This is a genomic window from Dyella sp. 01L423, from assembly GCF_056399945.1.
Map to the genome: position 1 here is coordinate 108,292 of NZ_JBFTSI010000004.1, position 17,181 is coordinate 125,472.

Consider the following 17,181-nt stretch of genomic DNA (forward strand, 5'->3'; position numbering starts at 1 on the left):
TTCTCACATCTTGTCGGTCAGGTCTTGCAGCATCTGGTCGGTGCTGCTGATCGCCTTGGAATTCATTTCGTAGGTGCGCTGGGTTTCGATCATGTTGACCATCTCGGCCACCACGTTGACGTTGGACGATTCCAGCGACCCCTGCAGCAGCGAACCCATGCCGTTGAGGGCCGGCTGGCCGGTCTGCGGCGCGCCGCTCGAGGCGGTTTCGACATAAAGGTTCTGGCCCAGCGGCTGCAGGCCGGCAGGATTGATGAAGTCGGCCAGCTGCAGCGTGCCCAGCGTCTGCGGCGTCGCGGAAGACGTCGTGGTGGCCGAGACCGTGCCGTCCGTGCCGATGCTGATGTTCTGCACGCCCGGCGGCATGGTGATGGCCGGTTCCAGCGGATAGCCGTCCGCCGTCACCAGCTGGCCATTGGGATCGGTATGCAGTGCACCGTCGCGCGTATACGCCACGCTGCCATCGGGCATGCTCACCTGCAGGAAGCCGCGCCCCTGGATGGCTACATCCATCGAGCCGCCGGTCTGGGTCAGGTTGCCTTCGGTGAACAGCTTTTCGTTGCCCACCACTTTCACGCCGGTGCCCAGCATCAGGCCCGACGGATTGAGCGTCTGCTCGGTGGTCTGCGAACCTGGCTGGCCCTTGTTCTGGTACATCAGGTCCTGGAACGCCGCACGCGAACTCTTGAACGCGGTGGTGTTGGCGTTGGCCAGGTTGTTGGAGATCACGTCCATGCGCGTCTGCTGCGCGTCCAGGCCGGTCTTGGCAATCCACAGGGAAGAAAACATCAGTTACTCCGTGTAAGTCAGCGGGCTTAGTTGGCCTGCAGCAGCTTGATGCTGGAATCGGCGTTGTCCTCGGAGGTCTTGATGGACTTCACCTGCATGTCGTACTGGCGCGAAAGCGCGATCATCTTCACCAGCTCAGCCGACGCATTGACGTTGCTGCCTTCGAGCTCGCCAGAGGCGATGGTGATGTTTTCGTCGGCGGCAGCCGTGCTGCCGTCGCTCATATGCATCAGGCCGTCGCCGGCCTGCGTCATCTGCGCGACATCGGGATTGACCAGCTTGATGCGATCGATCTGCGACACCGAGTTCGGTCCCTGCCCCTGCGGCACCGTTGAAATCGTGCCGTCCGAACCCACGCTGATATCCGTGGACGGCGGGATGGTGATGGGCCCGGAACTGCCCATCACCGGATTGCCACGCGAATCAGTCAGCCCGCCATCGGCGGTGAGCTGAAGATCACCCGCACGCGTATAGCCTTCCGAACCGTCTGGCGCCTGCACCGCGATGAAACCCGGACCACGCACCGAAATATCCAGCGAACGCCCCGTGTTGACCGGCGAACCTTGCGCGCTGCTCTGGCCAATGCCATGCGTCACCGCGTTGATGCGCGCCGGCGTGCCATCGCCAAGCACCGGCACGCTCTGGAACGCGGACAGCTGGCTCTTGAAGCCGACCGTGGACGCGTTGGCCAGGTTGTGGCTCACCGCGTCCTGGGCGCGCATGATCTGCGTCGCCCCGGTCATCGCTACGTAGACGGAACGGTCCATGGCGGTCTATTAACGCGACACGGCGTTGAACAAGGACGACGCCAGCGTGTTGTCGGTCGACAGCACCTGCGCGTTGGCCTGGTAGTTGCGCTGCGCCTGGATCATGTCGACCAGCTGCGCGGTGGTGTCGGCCGTGTTGGAGCTTTCCAGCTCGCCCGACTCGATGGTGCCGAACTCGCCCGAGTTCGCCGTACCCATCGTGGCGGGGCCCGAATCGGTGCTCGCCACCCAGGTGGTATTGCCCAGCTGACGCAGGCCCTGCACGTTGGCGAAGTTGGCGATGGCCACCTGGCCGATCTGCGTGCTCTGGTTGTTCGAATAGGTCGCCGTGATCACGCCCTTTTCGTCGATGTCCAGACCCGACAAGGTGCCCGCTTCGAAACCGTTCTGGATGATGGGGGCGGCCGAGTAGTCCGTACCGAACTGGGTGATGTTGGTCACGTTGAGCGACAGCGTGAGCGGCGAGGAACCATTGGCGAGATTGACCGGGTTGAAGGCCAGCGTGCCGGTGGTCGGCGTGGTGAGCTTGCCCGTGCTGTCGAACGTCATCGGCTGCGTGCCGGCGCTCTGGCCGTCCACGTAGAGATTGGCGTTCCAGGTATTGGTGCCGGTCTTCACGTAGTAGATCGTGGCCTGGTGCGAGCCGCCCTGCGAGTCGTACACGGTGACCGGCGCCGCGTTGTTGTAGCTGGTCGAATCGGTGGTGCTGAACGGATTGGTCGGCGCGGTGGCGCTGGCCGGTAGGTTCGACGACAAGGTGATCGACGAGGTTGCCGTGGCGCTGCTCTGCGCGGTCTGCCAGCTGAAGTCGGACAGCGTGCTCATGTCGAAGCCGCCATTGCCGTTGGGCGGGTAGATCTGCAGGCGCGAGCCGTCCGGCGAGGTGATGAAGCCGTTGGAGTTCTTGATGAAATCGCCGGCGCGCGTGTACTGCACGCCGCTGCCGTTGTTCACCGCGAAAAAGCCGTTGCCGTTGATGGCCAGGTCCAGGCTGTTGCCGGTGGTCTGCAGGTCGCCCTGGTTGAACTGCTGCGCCACATCCTGCAGCGTGACGCCGCTGCCGACCGCGGTGGAATTGAGGTTGAGGCCGGTCACCGCGAAGATGTCCGCGAACTCGGCACGCGAACCCTTGAAGCCGGTGGTGTTGGCGTTGGCGATGTTGTTGGCGATGACGTTGAGATCGGACTGGGCAGCATTGATGCCGCTGAGCGCCGTGTTGAGTGCCATGTTCTATTCCTCGAGTGAGTGGACGCGTGTAGCGTCAGAGAATCTGTGCCACCTGGCTAAGCGGCACGCCGCCCACGCCCGTTACCTGCAAGTACGTGCCCAGCGTGCTGCCGCCGTAACCCACGCCCGTCACCGTGCCGGATACATAGGTGTCCAACGAGGTGCTGGCGCTGCCCGAGCCACTGCCCGCCTGCAGCGTGTAGGTGCCCTTGGCCACGGCATTGCCGCTGTCGTCCTTGCCGTCCCAGCTGAACTGCGCAAGGCCCGCGCTTTGGGCGCCGAGCGCGATCGTGCGTACCACGTTGCCGCTGCCGTCGAGCACCTGGACCGTAGGGCTGCTCGCGGCGGTCACGTTGATGGCGCCCTTTACCGCATCGGTGCCGTCATAGGTGACCGAGCTGGCCGGCACCAGCACGTCGCGGTTCACCAGGTTGGCCGAGCTGAGCACCTGCGAGGTCTGCATGTTCGACGTCACATTGCTGCTCATCGTCTGCAGGTCGGTATCCAGCTGCTGGGTGGCAGACAACTGGCTGAACTGCGCCATCTGCGAGACGAACTGCGAGTTGTCGACCGGATTGGTCGGATCTTGCGCCTGCAGCTGCGCCGTCATCAACTTGAGGAAATCGGCCTGCGTCATCGTGCTCGACAGCGCCGAGTTCACGTTCGACGAGCTGCTCGAACTGGAACTGCTTGAGTTGTTCGTATTGGTATTGCTGGTGCCGCTGGGAATCGTGGACATGGGGTTTCCTGCCGGCTTACTTGCCGAGGTCGAGTGTCTTGAGCATCAGCTGCTTGGTGGTATTCATCGCCTCGACGTTGTTCTGGTACGAGCGCGATGCCGTGATCATGTTCACCAGCTCATCGATGGGATTGACGTTGCTGCCATAGACGTAGCCCGTGTCATCCGCCATCGGATTGCCCGGCTCGTAACGCGCCTGCACGTCGGCCTGGCTTTCGGTCACGCCCTTCACCTGCACGCCCACGGAGCTGTCCGCATCGGCGCTCTTGGCACCGCCCATCGCCTTCTGCACAGCGGAGAACAACGGCTCCTTCGCGCGATAGGCGCCTTCGGGCGTGCTCGACACGCTGTCGGCATTGGCCAGGTTGGACGCCACGGTGTTGAGCCGCAGCGACTGCGCCGCCATGCCCGAACCGGAGACATCAAAGATCTTGAACAAGGACATCAGCTCTGGCCTCCGGTGATGGCCGTGCGCAGCATGTGGATCTGCGCCGTGATGAAGGACAGGCTCGCCTGGTAGTGCACACCGTTGGCGGCGAAATTCGCCTGCTCCACCTGCGTGTCCACCGTATTGCCGTCCATCGACGGCTGCGTGGGCGTGCGATACGCAAGTTGCTGCGCCGACTGCGCCTGCGGATTGATCTGCCCCGGCTGCGTGATGGTCATGGCCAGCGTGTTGCTGTTGCCACTCGCATTGGCCATGGCCTTCTTGAAGTCGACGTCGCGCGCGAGGTAACCGGGCGTATCGGCATTGGCCAGGTTGCTCGCCAACACTTCGCTGCGCCGCTGCCACGTATCAAGCGCCTGCGTGTGCAAACCGAACAGATTGTCGTTGATCGAACTCATCACTCACTCCTGCGACAGGGGCCGCGGGACGGTTTGAGCAATTTGCGTGCCACGGTTCACGCTGTGGCTGGCAGCCCGCGCCGCTGCTGGATTTGCGCAGGTTTCGCGTTCGGCCTTGGAGTGGGTTTTCGGGTGGGAGTCGGAATTTCGACGCGGGTGGTAGCGGGTTACCGACGCCTGGACTGAGGGAGTTTCCAGTCATGCTCTCGATCGCATCAACCCTCAGCCATTGCCACACCTGGCGCTTGCCTGTGGGAGCGCACCCTGTGCGCGACAGCCACGCTGCGGTGTACCGCTCCGTAGGTTTGTCGCGCACAGGGTGCGCTCCCACAAAGAGCCGACCGGCACCGGGCTGCATGTCCCCTTGTAGGAGCGCACTTGTGCGCGACCGCAGCGCCCGGATCTACCGCTCCGTAGGCTGGTCGCGCACAAGTGCGCTCCTACAAAAAGAAAGACGCCCGGCAATGTGGGACGTGGGGCTCTTGATGCGGCTCTTGATGCGGCTCTTGATGTGGCTCTTGATATGGCTCTTGATGTGGCTCCGGCTCTGCCCCCGGGGTCCCCGTATGACGCGGCGGGCGGGTGGAGGAAAGCCCCCAGGGTGGCCGCATGGATGCGGCCAGTTTTTCGACAGGACAGGGATGTCCTGTCGAAAAACTCCGTAACCCGACCGCGCACCTGGAGGGTCGAAGACCCGGAAGGCGCGTCATCCGGGGGGCCCTTTCTTTTGGTTACTTTTCTTTGGGCAAGCAAAGAAAAGTAACTCGGGCCGCGGCAGCGGCCCGAAAGCCCGCGCAGGCGAGCCAGATCGCCGCATCGCGACAACTAAACACCGAGACTCTGGATGACCAGCCTTCGGCTGTTGAAAAGCGCTTCCGGCAAACGCCGAGATGACGAGCAAGGGAGCCAGCAGTACATACAGACGGTGAGGCTAGATTGGCCCCTCACCCCAACCCTCTCCCCGCAGGGGAGAGGGAGCAGTCGCAAAGACCGGAGGGTCGGCAACGCCAGCACCCCAAAAAATCAAAACTCCTCAAACCTCTCCGGCATCAACTCCAACACCGTCTGCGCCAACAAATCCGGCTGAAACTTCGCAACGAAGCGATCCGCATTCACCTCGCGCACCATCGCCTCATTGAAGATCCCGCTGATCGAACTATGCAACACCACCTTCAACGAACGCAGCGACGGCGTTTCGCGAATCGCACGCGTCAACGCGTAACCATCCATGCGCGGCATCTCGATATCCGACACCACCAGAGTCACGCTTTCCTCGCCCTGCGTTTCCGCCAGCGCCTCCAACCGCTCCAGCGCCTCGCGGCCGTCCTGGGCGATCACGCACTCCACATCCATCTGGCGGAACAGATTCACCAGCTGGTTGCGCGCCACCAGCGAATCGTCCACCACCATCACACGCCGCGGCTGCAGGTCGTGCACGCGGGCGATGCGCTGCATCGGTGCGGACAATTCGGTGGTGTTGGCATTGAGCGTGGCCAGCACGTGCTCCACGTCGACCACGGCGACCAGGGCGCCGTCCACGCGCGTCACCGCATTGACGCGGCTGCCAAAGCCCAGCGCTGCCGAGGGCGCAGCCAGCGATTCGCCATCGCAATGCACCAGCCGTTGCGGCTCGGCCACCAGAAAGCCCTGCACGCTGCGGCTGAACTCCGTAACCATAAGGTGTGCCGAGCTCACGTCACGCAACGACGGGTAGCCCAGCGCCACCGCCAGATCGATGACGGGGATGGTGGTGCCGCGATAATCGCAACTGCCGGCAATCAGCGGATGCGCATCGGGCATGCGTTCCATCGGCGGGCGGCGCATGACCTCCCTCACCTTGAATACATTGATGCCGAAGAGTTGCTCGTCGCCCATCCGGAACAACAGCATGGCTACGCGGTTGTGACCCGCCAGCCGGGTCTGCTGCTCCACCTTGTCCATCCACGCGCTCATGCGGATTCCTCGCCGCGGCCCTGCCGCTTTATCTCCCGCGTATCGGCCGCCAACGCATCGGCTTGAGCAGGCGCATCGCCATGGCACGTCGCTTGCTTCTCAAGTTCCGACGTTCGCCGCCGATGCCGGAGGCGACCCTATAGGAAGGAAAGATCCACCCATGAGTCTGATCTGGAGCCAGCACCTCGCCGAACTTGCCCGCGCTGCCGCGGCGGGTGATCGCGCCCAGGTCGCACAGCTGACGGCCCGCCATCCGCGCGCAGCGCAGGCCATGGCGCCGCTGCTGTCGGCCGTTCTCACTGCGAAGCCGCCGGTGGCCGTGGCCATGCAGACGATGGAGCAGCTGGGTCTGGTGCTAGGCGCGTCGCAGCAGCTCGCACGCGAACAGGCGTCCATGCATCAGTCGGCCCAGGAGAGCCGCGACGACGTCGGTCGTTTGACGGATGGCAGCGCCGGAATCTCGACGTCGCTCCAGCAAGTCGGCACCGGCCTGGATTACGCGCGCCAGACCGGCGAGACCAGCGAGCGCAGCGTGAGCGAGCTTGACGGTCAGCTGCGCCTGCTGCGCACGGCCCTGTCGGCCATGAACCGCAACCAGAGCAAGCTCGCCGAACAAGTGGCGCAGATCCGCAAGCTCACCAGCGTGGTGCAGGAAATCGCCCACCAGACCAACCTGGTGGCGCTCAATGCCGCCATCGAAGCGGCCCGTGCCGGCGAGGCCGGCCGCGGTTTTGCCGTGGTGGCCGACGAAGTGAAGCAGCTGGCCGAGAAGACCAGCCTGGCCACCAATGAGATCGAAACGGTCACCGGCTCCATCGGTGATTTCTCGCTGCAGCTGGACGGCGATGTGCAGCAAGGCCTGCAGCGCCTCGACCGCGCCCAGGGCGGTCTCACCCAGACCGAAACCTCGCTGCGCGACAGCGGCGAAGCGCTGCGCCAGATCGGCGAGCGCATCGGCAGCATGCAGAAGAACCAGGATGTCCATCACGCCCGCGCCGTCGCCGCGCAGGCCGCGCTGGGCGCGTGGCATCGTCGTTCGGCCGAAGCCACCCGCCAGTCCGAAGCCTTGAGCCGCGGCGCCCTGCTCGGCCATCGCCTCGCGCTCGACTGGCTGGAAACCGAAAGCGGCGAAGATCCGGCCAGCCTCAGCCTCACCGTGCGCGAGGCCGCCCAAGGCCTGCGCCAGGCGATGGAGCTGGCGCTGCAGGAGCCGGCCGCGCTTGATCGCCGCTGGTTCGACACCCAGGCCCTCAGCCGCACGCTCGACCGCCTAACCGCAGGTCGCTCCAGCAACGCGGCCGCCGGCGCACTGTCGGCCGCTGGCGCACGCATGCGCGAACAAGGCAGCACGTTTGCCACCCTGCTGTGCGATGGCCAGCTCGATCAAGCCGGTCAACTGATGCGACAGCTCGAAGGCGAACGCGAAACCCTGCTGACCCAATTGAACGTGCTGCTCGCCGATCTATGAAGCCTCCTCTGGCTGCCCTGCTGCTCGGCGCCTTCGTGCTGCCCGTCCATGCGACGGAGCCGGCACAGGCGGCGCGTACGGCGGCGGAACAGTGGTTGCGTGGCCAATACGAGACAGCCGGCAGCCGCGTCGTGGCACAGGCGGCGGAGCTGGATACACGAACGCTCCAGCCCGCGCCCTGCCCGACCTCATTGACGGCGGGGCTTCAAGCCGGCGCCCGACTGATGCCACGCATGAACGTGCTGGTAAGGTGCCCGGGCTCCGAAGGCTGGACCCTGCACGTGCCGGTGCAATTGCAGGTGCTCCGCCAGGTGCTGGTCCTGACTCATCCCTTGCAGCGCGGGGACGGCGTTCGCGCCGACGACGTGCGCAGCGAGGAGCGCGACATCACGCGCCTGGGCTATGGCTATGTCAGTGACATGGCGGAGTTGCAGGGGCGCACGCTGTCCCGTGCCCTGGGAGCCGGCTCGGTGGTCACGCCGGCGGCACTGGGCGGGCGCAGCGCGGTGAAGGCGGGCGACCAGGTGCAACTGGTGTCCCGCCTGGATGGGATCGAAGTCCGTGCCAGCGGCGTCGCGCTGGGCGGCGGGGACAGCGGTTCGCGCCTGAAGGTGCGCAACGGCAGCTCCGGCAAGGTGATCGACGCCATGGTGACGGCCCCGGGGGAAGTCCTGGCGCTACCCTGACTGCAGTGCACAAGCGATTAAAGTTTGCGGCCCCCCGGCCGATCCTGTAAGCAACAGGGCCAGATATCCAAGAGAACGGACCCATGAATACCACGATCTCCAACAACGGCTTGCCCAAGCTTCCTCAGCCCGCCACAGGCCAGGCCAGCGGCTCCACGCAGGGTGCTTCCAGCACGACGGCCAGCGATGCCGCCGGCAGCAGCACGGGCGCAAACGACCGCGTCCAGCTGACCGACTCCGCGCGTGCCTTGCAGGAAGCATCCCGCACGAACAGCGGTGCCACCATGGACACGAAGAAAGTCGAGCACATCCGCCAGCAGCTGGCGAGCGGCACGTACAAGGTCGATGCGGGCAAGATTGCCGATCGCATGATGTCCCTCGAAAACCAGCTCAACGGCAAGTCATGAGCCCGTCACTGCAAGCCGAACTGGACCATGCGCTGACCGCCGCGGTGGACGAGATGCGGCTGGCAGTGGGTCAATTGATGGATGCGCTCACCACCGAGCGCACCGCCCTGGAAACAGCGGACGTCGATACGCTCAATCAGGCCGGCGCCAGCAAGCACGAATTGATGGTGCGACTGGAGCAGCTCGACAGCGAACGCGTGCAGCTCAGCCAGGGCGCGCCGGAAGCCAGCCGCACGCTGGCTCCCCGGTGGCAAGAGATTTTGCAGTCGCTGCGTGCCTGCCAACAGCTCAACCAGCGCAACGGTTATCTCGTCGGCCTTCGCCTGCAGCAGGTACGCAAGGCGCTGGCCGTACTGACCGGCAACGAAGCGGAAGCGAGCGTGTACGGCCGCACAGGTGATCTGCGCACGAGCCTGCGCTCGCAGTCGTTGGCCGAGGCTTAAGCCGTTATGACGCGCGTGCAGCCATCTCATACGCGCGGTTGTTTGCAGGCGGCAATCGCCGCTCCTCTCCACCATCGTCACCACATCGACTGATCATGAGCGAAGCTGCGGCCATCCCCTCCGCCACGGACGCCTCCACCGCCAGCGAACAAGCGCTGCCGGTGATCCGTCTGCCCATGCTGGACAGCAAGCGCGAACTATTCGCCTATGAAATCGTCTTCCAGGACGATGCAGAGGACGAAGCCACGCTGATGCGTCGCGCGCTCGCCACCATCACCGACGGCGCGCTGGCGCGCCTGGTGCGCGGCAATCGCACCTTCCTTCGGCTCACGCACGAATTGCTGATGGAAGAAACCGACGTGCTGCAGCACCAGCCACGCTTTGGCGTGCTGCTGCAGCCGGAGGCTGCCGCGGATGCCGCCCTGGTGGAACGCCTGGCACGCATGGCGCAACGCGGTTGCCCGCTGATGCTCGATGCCGGCGACACCACGCTGGAATTCAATCCAGCAGTGGAACCCTTGCTCAAGATCGTCCAGTTCGTACGCCTCGATGCCAGCAAGCTCGATCCGGCCACGCTGCGCTCACGCAGCGAATACCTGCATGCGCGCGGCACCCATGTCGTCGCCGGCCATGTCGACGATCACGACACCTATCACCGCTGCGAATCGCTGCCGTTGCAGGCGATCCAGGGCCAGTTCCTGCTCAAGCCCGAACCTGTCGCCGTGCCGGTGCTCTCCGCCAGCCGCCTGAGCCTGCTGCGCCTGATGAAGGCCTTGCAGGAAGGCAACCCGGGCCCGGTCGAACTAGGCCAGATCGTGCGCGACGACGCCATCCTCAGCTACAAGCTGCTGGGCTGCGTCAACTCCGCATACTTCGCACTGCCGCGCCAGCTCAAATCCGTGCAGCAGGCCGCCATCTTCTTCGGCGCCGCACGCCTTCGTAACTGGATCTACACCATGGCGCTGAGCGGCACCGGCGACCGCCCGCCGGAACTGCTGCGCGCCGCACTCATCCGCGCCCACATGTGCGAAAAGCTCGCCCAGCACATGCCCGCCGAACAACGCGAAATGGCCTTCACCGCCGGCCTCTTCTCGCTGCTCGACGCGATGATGGAAGCCCCCATGGATTTCGTCCTGTGGCACCTGCCGCTGGCCCGCGAAATCAGCAGTGCACTGCTCGAGAACAAGGGCCCGTTCGCACCGCTGCTGGAACAAATCCGCGCGTGGGAAGCTGGCAACCTGCGTGGCGGCGAAGTGCAGCCGCAGGTGATTCGCCGCATGGCGGCGATTTATCTCGAAGCGACCCAGTGGGCCGATCACGTTTACGCGTTTGCGGATCAGCGGCCGAATTGAGGTTGCTGATTTCGGCGCCGCGCCGAGGTTGATGCAAGCCTGCCTGTGGGAGCGCACCCTGTGCGCGACCGTCACGCCCAGGTGTACCGCTCCGTAGGTTTGTCGCGCACAGGGTGCGCTCCCACAACCGAAAGTCACGACGTGCGCGACCGCAGCGCTTGGGTGCACCGCTTCGTCGGCTGGTCGCGCACAAGTGCGCTCTTACAAGAGAGCCGCCTGCCGAGCGATTAGAACCTCAGGCAGCCGTGGCCCTCAACCTCCATACCGCCACCCCCATCCCCGCCAACGCCACCCCAAACCACATCGCCCCCACCGTCATATCCGTCCCCAACCACATCACGCACGCGACGGCGGAAATCAGCAGCGCACCGCTGCCGACCGCAAGCAAGGCATCGTGATGCGTACGAGGACGCTCGGGGAGCAACAGCAGCGCGCCCAGCATCGCCAGCAGCATGCCGCCGATGCGGCGTGCCCACACGAACGAAGGCGGCGCCGGAACGTCGGGAACGACGTCCACCAAGGAGCGCTCGCCGATCTGCACGTCGAAACCCTTGCCATCGGTGGCATTCGCCGAAGGCACCAACTGGTCGCCGTTGATCTGCGCGAACACCGTGACCACCTGCGCCGGCACAGCTTCCCAGCTGACGCGAAGATCGCCCAACACCGGATGATCAGGATGCTCGCTGGTGGTGAAGTAGTTGCCGTTGGGCGCAAAGCTCGCCGCCAGATTCGCCGGCAGCGTCTTGATGTTCGGCTCGATCAGATCGCCGCCAAGCAGGGCATGCAGCAGCGGTGCGGACAGCACATAGTTGCCCAAGCGCGCCTGGCCGGAATCAAATTGCTTGCCTTCGATCGGGAATCGCTCGGGATTCACGTGACCTGACGCATGCGCAAAACGCTGCGAGTCGACCGGACGATCGACCCAGTCCTGTTCGTAGTGCACGTCGCCGCCCATGCGCAGCTCGCGCCACTGGAACATCTCGACGTGACGGATCAGCACCGGCGCATGCGCGCGCTGTCCGAACTCGGGATCGAAGGGCTCCTCGACCACGCGCACGGCGCCGCTGACGCGCACCAGGTTGCCGTGATGACCTGCGCTCGACGAATCGCCGCCGCCCAGGTCGTAAATCTGTCCGCCGTGGCGATCGGAGGCATGGCGATTGTCGAGCAACCCCTGCTCGGTCATCGCGACCAGGCCCGCACCTGCCAACAGCAACAGCACACCCAATACGCGTCGCAACCAAGGCTGCATGGTGATCCCCTCCCCCTGTGGACGACCGGTCAGGCCGCCTGTCCCCGCATCGCTGCTTGTTCGTCAGCCGTACCGTAACGCCCCCGCTCGTCCCGCACCACACGCGCCACGGCACAGTCGTGGTCGTGGGTGAAAAACAGACGCACGTCGCCGGCCAGCTTGTCGTCCAGGAACGCGCGCTTCTCTTCGATCAATTTTTCCGGATAGCGGTCGTAGCCCATCGTAATAGGCAGGTGCACCCAGAAGCGCCCCGGGATGAGATCGGCGCAGAACACCATGCCGGCCACTTCCGCCAACATCAGTCCGGGCGTATGGCCATCCGAATAGCTGAAGCGAACGGCGTCACCCAGCGCCCTGGAATGCTCGCCCTCGACCAGCTCCAGGCGACCGCTTGCCTCGAGCAGCGGCTGCAGTTCCGGCACGAACGAGGCGCGATCGCGCGCATGCGGCTGCAGCGCGCGACGCCAATGCTCGGCGCCGACGATATAGGTGGCCCTCGGAAACAGGAGGCGCGGCGACTGCCCTTCTTCCCACGCAGCAAGCAAGCCGCCAGCGTGGTCGAAGTGCAGATGCGACAACACCACGGCGTCGATGTCTTCGTGCGTGAGTCCGGCTTCGGCCAGTGAATCGAGCAGCACGTGGCGCTCTTCCACCACACCGTAGCGCTCGCGCAACGCAGGCTCGAAGAACGCACCGATGCCGGTTTCGAACAGCACGTTCTTGCCGTCGAGGTCTTTCACCAGCAGGCAGCGGCACGCCAGCGGGATGCGGTTTTCCGCATCGGGCTTGATCCAGCGCGACCACAGCGCCCGCGGAGCGTTGCCAAACATGGCGCCACCATCAAGCTGCTGCGAGTTGCCAGTAATCGACCAGAGTTCCATATCAAATACCTCGCGTTGCCACGGATTCGCCGGGAGCAAATCCGGACGCCGCAGGCGGCCCCGCGCGAAGCGCGGGGTGAGGCCCATGGATGGGCCGAACAAACATGGCGCCACCATCGAGCTGCTGCGAATTGCCAGTGAGAGACCACAGCTCCATCGTTACTGCACCTTGCCCAGGCCAGACTCGCGGCGCGGATCGCTGGCCGCATCGAGCTTGTTGGTCTTCAGATCCCACGTGACCACGTTCATGTAGCCCCAGGGGCTGCGTTCCTTCAGCTCGTGGCCCATCTGCTTGAGCGCGTCGGCGGTGGCCGGATCAAACGTGCCCGGCTCCACATCCACGCGATCGGGCATGTACTGGTGGTGGTAGCGCTTCTGCGCGGCGATGCCTTCGGCGTTTTTGCCGTCCATGAAGGCGAGTATGCCTTCCAGCACCTGGGTGATGATGGTCGAACCGCCCGGCGAACCGATCACGCCGACGCGATCAGGACCGAACACGATGCTCGGCGTCATCGACGACAACATGCGCTTGCCCGGAGCCGGTGCATTCGCCTCGCTGCCCAGCAGGCCGTAAACGTTCGGCTTGTTCGGCACCAGCGCGAAGTCGTCCATCTCGTCATTGAGCAGCACGCCGGTGCCGGCGGCCACGAAAGTGGAACCCATGGTGTAGTTCACCGTCGAGGTGATCGAGGCGATGTTGCCGTCCTTGTCGATCACCGAGAAATGCGTGGTATGCATGCCCGGATCAACGCCCGTGCTGCCCGGCAGCATCGACGAGGGCGTGGCCTTGTCGGGCAGGATGGTCATGCGCAGACCCGCCGCGTAGTAGGGCGACAACAGCATGTCCAGCGGCATCTTCACGAAGTCCGGGTCGCCGAGGTAGTCGTTATGGTCCCGGAACGCGCGACGCATGGATTCGATGACCAGGTGCGTGCGATGGGCTTCATCGAGCTTGCTGAGGTCGTAGCCGGACAGGATGTTGAGGATCTCCGCCACCGCCACGCCGCCCGACGAGGACGGCGGCGCCGTGACCACGCGATAGCCGCGATAGTCCACCGTGATCGGCGTGCGTTCCTTCACCTGGTAACTCTCCAGGTCTTTAGCCGTCCAGTTGCCACCGGCGGCACGCACGGCGTCGACCATCTTCTTGCCGATCTCGCCGCGATAGAAACCATCGGCACCCTGCTCGCCCAGCACTTCCAGCGTGCGGGCCTGGTCCGGATCGCGCCATGCCTGACCGGCGACGGGCGGCTTGCCGTTCGGCAGGTACTTGGCCACCGACGCAGGCCAGCGCTGGATGTCCTGCTGGCGTTCGCTGATTGCGTTGATCAGGCGGGCATCGGGCTGGAAGCCGTCGCGCGCCAGGCGGATGGCCGGCGTCAGCGAGTCCTTCAGCGGCAGCTTGCCGTAGTGCTTGGCCAGCCACGCAAGACCGGCGGGTTCACCGGGAATGCCGGCCGAAAGCGGCCCGTTCAAGGCAGTGTCGCGATTGGGCGAACCGTCCTTGTTGAGATAGTCCTTGGTGTTAACCGCTGCCGGCGCGGTTTCGCGCGCATCGATGAAAATGTCCTTGCCGTCCGATGCGCGATGCAGCACCGCCATGAAACCGCCGCCAATGCCTGAGCTTTCCGGCTCCACGATGGACAGCGTGGAGGCCACCGCGATGGCCGCGTCGAACGCATTGCCGCCCTTGGCCAGCACTTCGAGACCGGCGTCGGTGGCGTGGAAATTCGCGCTGGCGATGCCGGCATGGCCGGGACGCTGCGCGATGACGTGCGAGGGAGCAGTGGTGGCGGGAGCAACGGCGGGGCGGGTGTCGGCGTACGCAACGCTGGAGGAAACAAGCAGGGCCAGCAGCGTCACGCGCCAGTTCAACGGGTACTTCATGCGTCGTCCTTTGTGGATACATGACCCGACGGCGCCGCGCTATCGCCCTGCGCCATCAGGAATCGGTACTTGAGGTCGAGCTGATCGTGGGTTTCGGTGTGCTCGGGGTCGACGATGATGCACTCGACCGGGCACACATCCACGCATTGCGGTTCGTCGTAGTGACCGATGCACTCCGTGCACAGCGACGGATCGATCACGTAGTACTCCTCGCCCAGCGAGATCGCCTTGTTCGGACAAACCGGTTCGCAGACGTCGCAATTGACGCAGGTATCGAGGATTTTCAGGGACATTCGCTGAGTTTACATGGTGGGCGCGGATGGTGCGCCGCAAGATCCGGCGGTTGGAACCATCAAGATGGATGCGCGCTTGAAAAACAAAAGCCCGCGGCACTTTCGCACCGCGGGCTTCGAAACCGCTCCGGAATCCGGAACTTACATGTTCACGTAACGGATCGTGGCGCCGGTCGGCTGCAGCGCCGCGGTCACCTTGTCCTTGTCGCCGGCGTCGCCGATGACCAGCACGATCACGTCCTTGAAGGAACCGGCCTTGGCGTCCTTGAAGGCATCGGTCACGAACTCGGAGGTCTTGGCCGAATCGGGGCCGGCGAACACCAGCATATTGCCCGGCAGCACGCCGCGGGCCACGGTGTCCTGCACCTGCTCGAGCTGGCGCTGGCGCAGCGCGTTGGCGTCTTCGGTATCGCCGCCCGGCACCAGGTACGGGAACGGACGGTCGGCCGTCATGCCCTGCATGTTCTTCTGGACGATCTGGCCGAGGTAGGCGTTCCACGCCTTGGCATCGTTCGGATCGGTCGGCTTGGTAACGGCGGCGACCTGCTCGGTCGGCTGCTGGGCGGACTCGTCCTGCTGGCTGCAGGCGGTGATGCCGGTGATCGCGATGGCGGCGAGAAGAGCGTACTTGTACATGGTGGTCACCCTGGAATGATGAAATCTGGTCATGGGATCCGTTGGATAACCGACCTTTCGGCCGTCATGCGACAGAGCCTTGTTGGACCGAGGGAATCAACCGGTTCCATGGCGGCCGAGCCACCACCGAAACCTTGCCTACCCCTGATCCGCGGCGAGCGACTGTCCTGTCCGCAGGATGCGGGCGAGGATACACGACGACGCCCGCGCCGGACACCGTCAGACGTGTTGCACTGCGGGTTTGCGGGGGCTCAGTCGTCCGAGGCGGCGCGGTCGCGGTGCCAGCGCTGGCGCATCGCCTGTTGCACGGCGGGATGCACGAAACCTGAGATATCGCCGCCCAGACGTCCGATCTCGCGCACCAGGGTCGAGGAGATGAAGCTGTACTGCTCGGCCGGCGTAAGAAACAGCGTCTCGGCCTGCGGGATCAGGTGGCGATTCATGCTGGCCAGCTGGAATTCGTATTCGAAATCCGAGACGGCGCGCAGGCCGCGGATGATCACGCCAGCGCCCACTTCCTCGACGAAATGCGCCAGCAGGCCATCGAAGCCGCGCACTTCCACATTCCTCAGGTCGGCCAGCGCCAGTCGCGCCAGGGCGATGCGCTCGTTGAGGCTGAAGCCCGGCCCGCGGCCCTTGTTGGGGCTATCGGCCACCGCCACGATGATGCGCTCGAACAGCGGCGCGGCACGTGCCACCAGGTCGGCATGGCCATTGGTGATGGGGTCGAAAGTACCCGGGTAAACGGCGAGGCGCTGGTTGACCGGCGGCTTGTTCACGTGACGAGTCACTGTCAGCGGAGGGGCGGCTAGCTTAGGCCCGTTCGAGGCATCCGCCTAGCCTGTTTCCTGAACCCGGAAATCCACGGACAGGCCCGCGCCCACCCTTGTAGGAGCGCACCCTGTGCGCGACCGCAGCGCTGGGGTGTACCCGCACCATCGGCTGGTCGCGCAGAGCATGCGTCAAGCCCCGCGTCGATAAAGCGTGTAAAGCACATCGCCCGCCGTGCCCTGCCGATGCAACGTCCAGTTGGCGGGCGGCACCGGCGCCGCTTGCCGAGGCGACTCCAGATAGACCCACGCCGACGGCGTCAGCCACCCACCCTGCTCCAACTGCCGGGTCAAGGGCGCCCACAGATCAAGGCCAAACGGCGGGTCGAGAAACACCACCCCAAACGGCTGCGCAGCCCCCTGCAGATAGACCTGCGCGTCGATCGCGGCGACCTGCCCACCGCTTGCCTTCAGCCGCGCCAGATTGTCCCGCAGCGCCTGTGCGGCCCGCGCATCACGCTCGACAAACTGCACGCCGGCCGCGCCACGCGATAGCGCCTCCACGCCCAGCGCACCGGTCCCAGCACACAAATCCAGGCACCGCACCCCATCGATCACCGGCGCCAACCAGTTGAACAGGGTTTCACGCACGCGCTCCGGCGTCGGTCGCAGGCCGGGCAGATCGGGCACATCAAGGCGTGAATTGCGCAACTGTCCGCCAATGATGCGGATGCGCCCGCTCGCGCCCTTCATGGGCGCCATGGCTCAGCGGTGAGTTTGGAAGG

The 17,181-nt window shown here is 64.9% G+C and carries 19 protein-coding genes; 5 read left to right on the top strand and 14 right to left on the bottom strand.

The annotated features are described in order from the left end of the window. Window positions 1-3: 3 nt before the first annotated feature. The 7 genes from flgG to AC1DMY_RS13150 all read right to left on the bottom strand — a co-directional run bounded on the left by flgG (window position 4) and on the right by AC1DMY_RS13150 (window position 6,321). On the bottom strand, window positions 4-789 hold the full coding sequence (gene flgG, locus AC1DMY_RS13120) for a flagellar basal-body rod protein FlgG (RefSeq protein WP_477165385.1): 786 nt from the start codon (window positions 787-789) through the stop codon (window positions 4-6). 26 nt (window positions 790-815) lie between these two features. Next, a complete protein-coding gene (flgF, locus tag AC1DMY_RS13125; protein ID WP_477165386.1) occupies window positions 816-1,556 on the bottom strand; it encodes a flagellar basal-body rod protein FlgF in 741 nt (246 codons plus the stop codon). A gap of 9 nt (window positions 1,557-1,565) precedes the next feature. After that, complete coding sequence (gene flgE / locus AC1DMY_RS13130) at window positions 1,566-2,783, bottom strand: flagellar hook protein FlgE (RefSeq protein ID WP_477165387.1); 1,218 nt, start codon at window positions 2,781-2,783, stop codon at window positions 1,566-1,568. Window positions 2,784-2,817: 34 nt separating this feature from the next. After that, entirely contained in the window at window positions 2,818-3,522 is a 705-nt protein-coding gene (locus tag AC1DMY_RS13135; RefSeq protein WP_477165388.1) for a flagellar hook assembly protein FlgD, read from the bottom strand. 16 nt (window positions 3,523-3,538) lie between these two features. Continuing rightward, the gene (flgC, locus tag AC1DMY_RS13140) at window positions 3,539-3,967 is read right to left on the bottom strand and encodes a flagellar basal body rod protein FlgC (RefSeq protein WP_477165389.1); all 429 of its coding nucleotides are present in this window, start codon (window positions 3,965-3,967) and stop codon (window positions 3,539-3,541) included. Continuing rightward, on the bottom strand, window positions 3,967-4,368 hold the full coding sequence (gene flgB / locus AC1DMY_RS13145) for a flagellar basal body rod protein FlgB (protein ID WP_441602997.1): 402 nt from the start codon (window positions 4,366-4,368) through the stop codon (window positions 3,967-3,969). The genes flgC and flgB overlap by 1 nt, the downstream gene beginning before the upstream one ends. 1,023 nt (window positions 4,369-5,391) lie before the next feature. Then, the gene (locus AC1DMY_RS13150) at window positions 5,392-6,321 is read right to left on the bottom strand and encodes a chemotaxis protein (RefSeq protein ID WP_477165390.1); all 930 of its coding nucleotides are present in this window, start codon (window positions 6,319-6,321) and stop codon (window positions 5,392-5,394) included. A gap of 160 nt (window positions 6,322-6,481) precedes the next feature. On the opposite strand from AC1DMY_RS13150, the gene AC1DMY_RS13155 reads away from it, so the two are divergent. The 5 genes from AC1DMY_RS13155 (at window position 6,482) to AC1DMY_RS13175 (ending at window position 10,677) form a co-directional block, all read left to right on the top strand. After that, a complete protein-coding gene (locus tag AC1DMY_RS13155) occupies window positions 6,482-7,789 on the top strand; it encodes a methyl-accepting chemotaxis protein (protein WP_477165391.1) in 1,308 nt (435 codons plus the stop codon). Further along, the gene (gene flgA / locus AC1DMY_RS13160; protein WP_477165392.1) at window positions 7,786-8,475 is read left to right on the top strand and encodes a flagellar basal body P-ring formation chaperone FlgA; all 690 of its coding nucleotides are present in this window, start codon (window positions 7,786-7,788) and stop codon (window positions 8,473-8,475) included. Before AC1DMY_RS13155 ends, flgA begins: the two co-directional genes overlap by 4 nt. A gap of 83 nt (window positions 8,476-8,558) precedes the next feature. Then, window positions 8,559-8,882, top strand: a complete 324-nt coding sequence (flgM, locus tag AC1DMY_RS13165; RefSeq protein ID WP_046972354.1) for a flagellar biosynthesis anti-sigma factor FlgM — start codon at window positions 8,559-8,561, stop codon at window positions 8,880-8,882. Further along, window positions 8,879-9,325, top strand: coding sequence for a flagella synthesis protein FlgN (locus AC1DMY_RS13170; protein WP_441603002.1), 447 nt, complete (start codon window positions 8,879-8,881; stop codon window positions 9,323-9,325). The genes flgM and AC1DMY_RS13170 overlap by 4 nt, the downstream gene beginning before the upstream one ends. Window positions 9,326-9,420: 95 nt before the next feature. Continuing rightward, the gene (locus AC1DMY_RS13175; protein WP_477165393.1) at window positions 9,421-10,677 is read left to right on the top strand and encodes an EAL and HDOD domain-containing protein; all 1,257 of its coding nucleotides are present in this window, start codon (window positions 9,421-9,423) and stop codon (window positions 10,675-10,677) included. A 235-nt stretch (window positions 10,678-10,912) separates the two neighbouring features. On the opposite strand, the gene AC1DMY_RS13180 is transcribed toward AC1DMY_RS13175, so the two are convergent. From AC1DMY_RS13180 to rsmD, 7 genes are all read right to left on the bottom strand, one after another. Then, the gene (locus AC1DMY_RS13180) at window positions 10,913-11,929 is read right to left on the bottom strand and encodes a TMEM43 family protein (protein ID WP_477165394.1); all 1,017 of its coding nucleotides are present in this window, start codon (window positions 11,927-11,929) and stop codon (window positions 10,913-10,915) included. Window positions 11,930-11,958: 29 nt separating this feature from the next. Further along, window positions 11,959-12,810: an MBL fold metallo-hydrolase gene (locus AC1DMY_RS13185; protein WP_477165395.1), complete on the bottom strand. Its 852-nt coding sequence runs from the start codon at window positions 12,808-12,810 to the stop codon at window positions 11,959-11,961. 159 nt (window positions 12,811-12,969) lie between these two features. Further along, complete coding sequence (gene ggt / locus AC1DMY_RS13190; RefSeq protein ID WP_477165396.1) at window positions 12,970-14,697, bottom strand: gamma-glutamyltransferase; 1,728 nt, start codon at window positions 14,695-14,697, stop codon at window positions 12,970-12,972. Then, window positions 14,694-14,990: a YfhL family 4Fe-4S dicluster ferredoxin gene (locus tag AC1DMY_RS13195; protein ID WP_046973115.1), complete on the bottom strand. Its 297-nt coding sequence runs from the start codon at window positions 14,988-14,990 to the stop codon at window positions 14,694-14,696. The genes ggt and AC1DMY_RS13195 overlap by 4 nt, the downstream gene beginning before the upstream one ends. Window positions 14,991-15,131: 141 nt before the next feature. Beyond that, entirely contained in the window at window positions 15,132-15,626 is a 495-nt protein-coding gene (locus AC1DMY_RS13200) for a hypothetical protein (RefSeq protein WP_477165397.1), read from the bottom strand. Between the two features lie 251 nt (window positions 15,627-15,877). Further along, window positions 15,878-16,405 (bottom strand): pantetheine-phosphate adenylyltransferase, encoded by a 528-nt coding sequence (gene coaD, locus AC1DMY_RS13205; protein ID WP_477165398.1) that lies wholly within the window; start codon window positions 16,403-16,405, stop codon window positions 15,878-15,880. A 183-nt stretch (window positions 16,406-16,588) separates the two neighbouring features. Beyond that, window positions 16,589-17,149 carry a 16S rRNA (guanine(966)-N(2))-methyltransferase RsmD gene (rsmD, locus tag AC1DMY_RS13210; RefSeq protein ID WP_477165399.1) on the bottom strand — a complete coding sequence of 187 codons (561 nt, stop codon included), beginning with the start codon at window positions 17,147-17,149 and terminating at the stop codon, window positions 16,589-16,591. Window positions 17,150-17,181 lie beyond the last annotated feature (32 nt).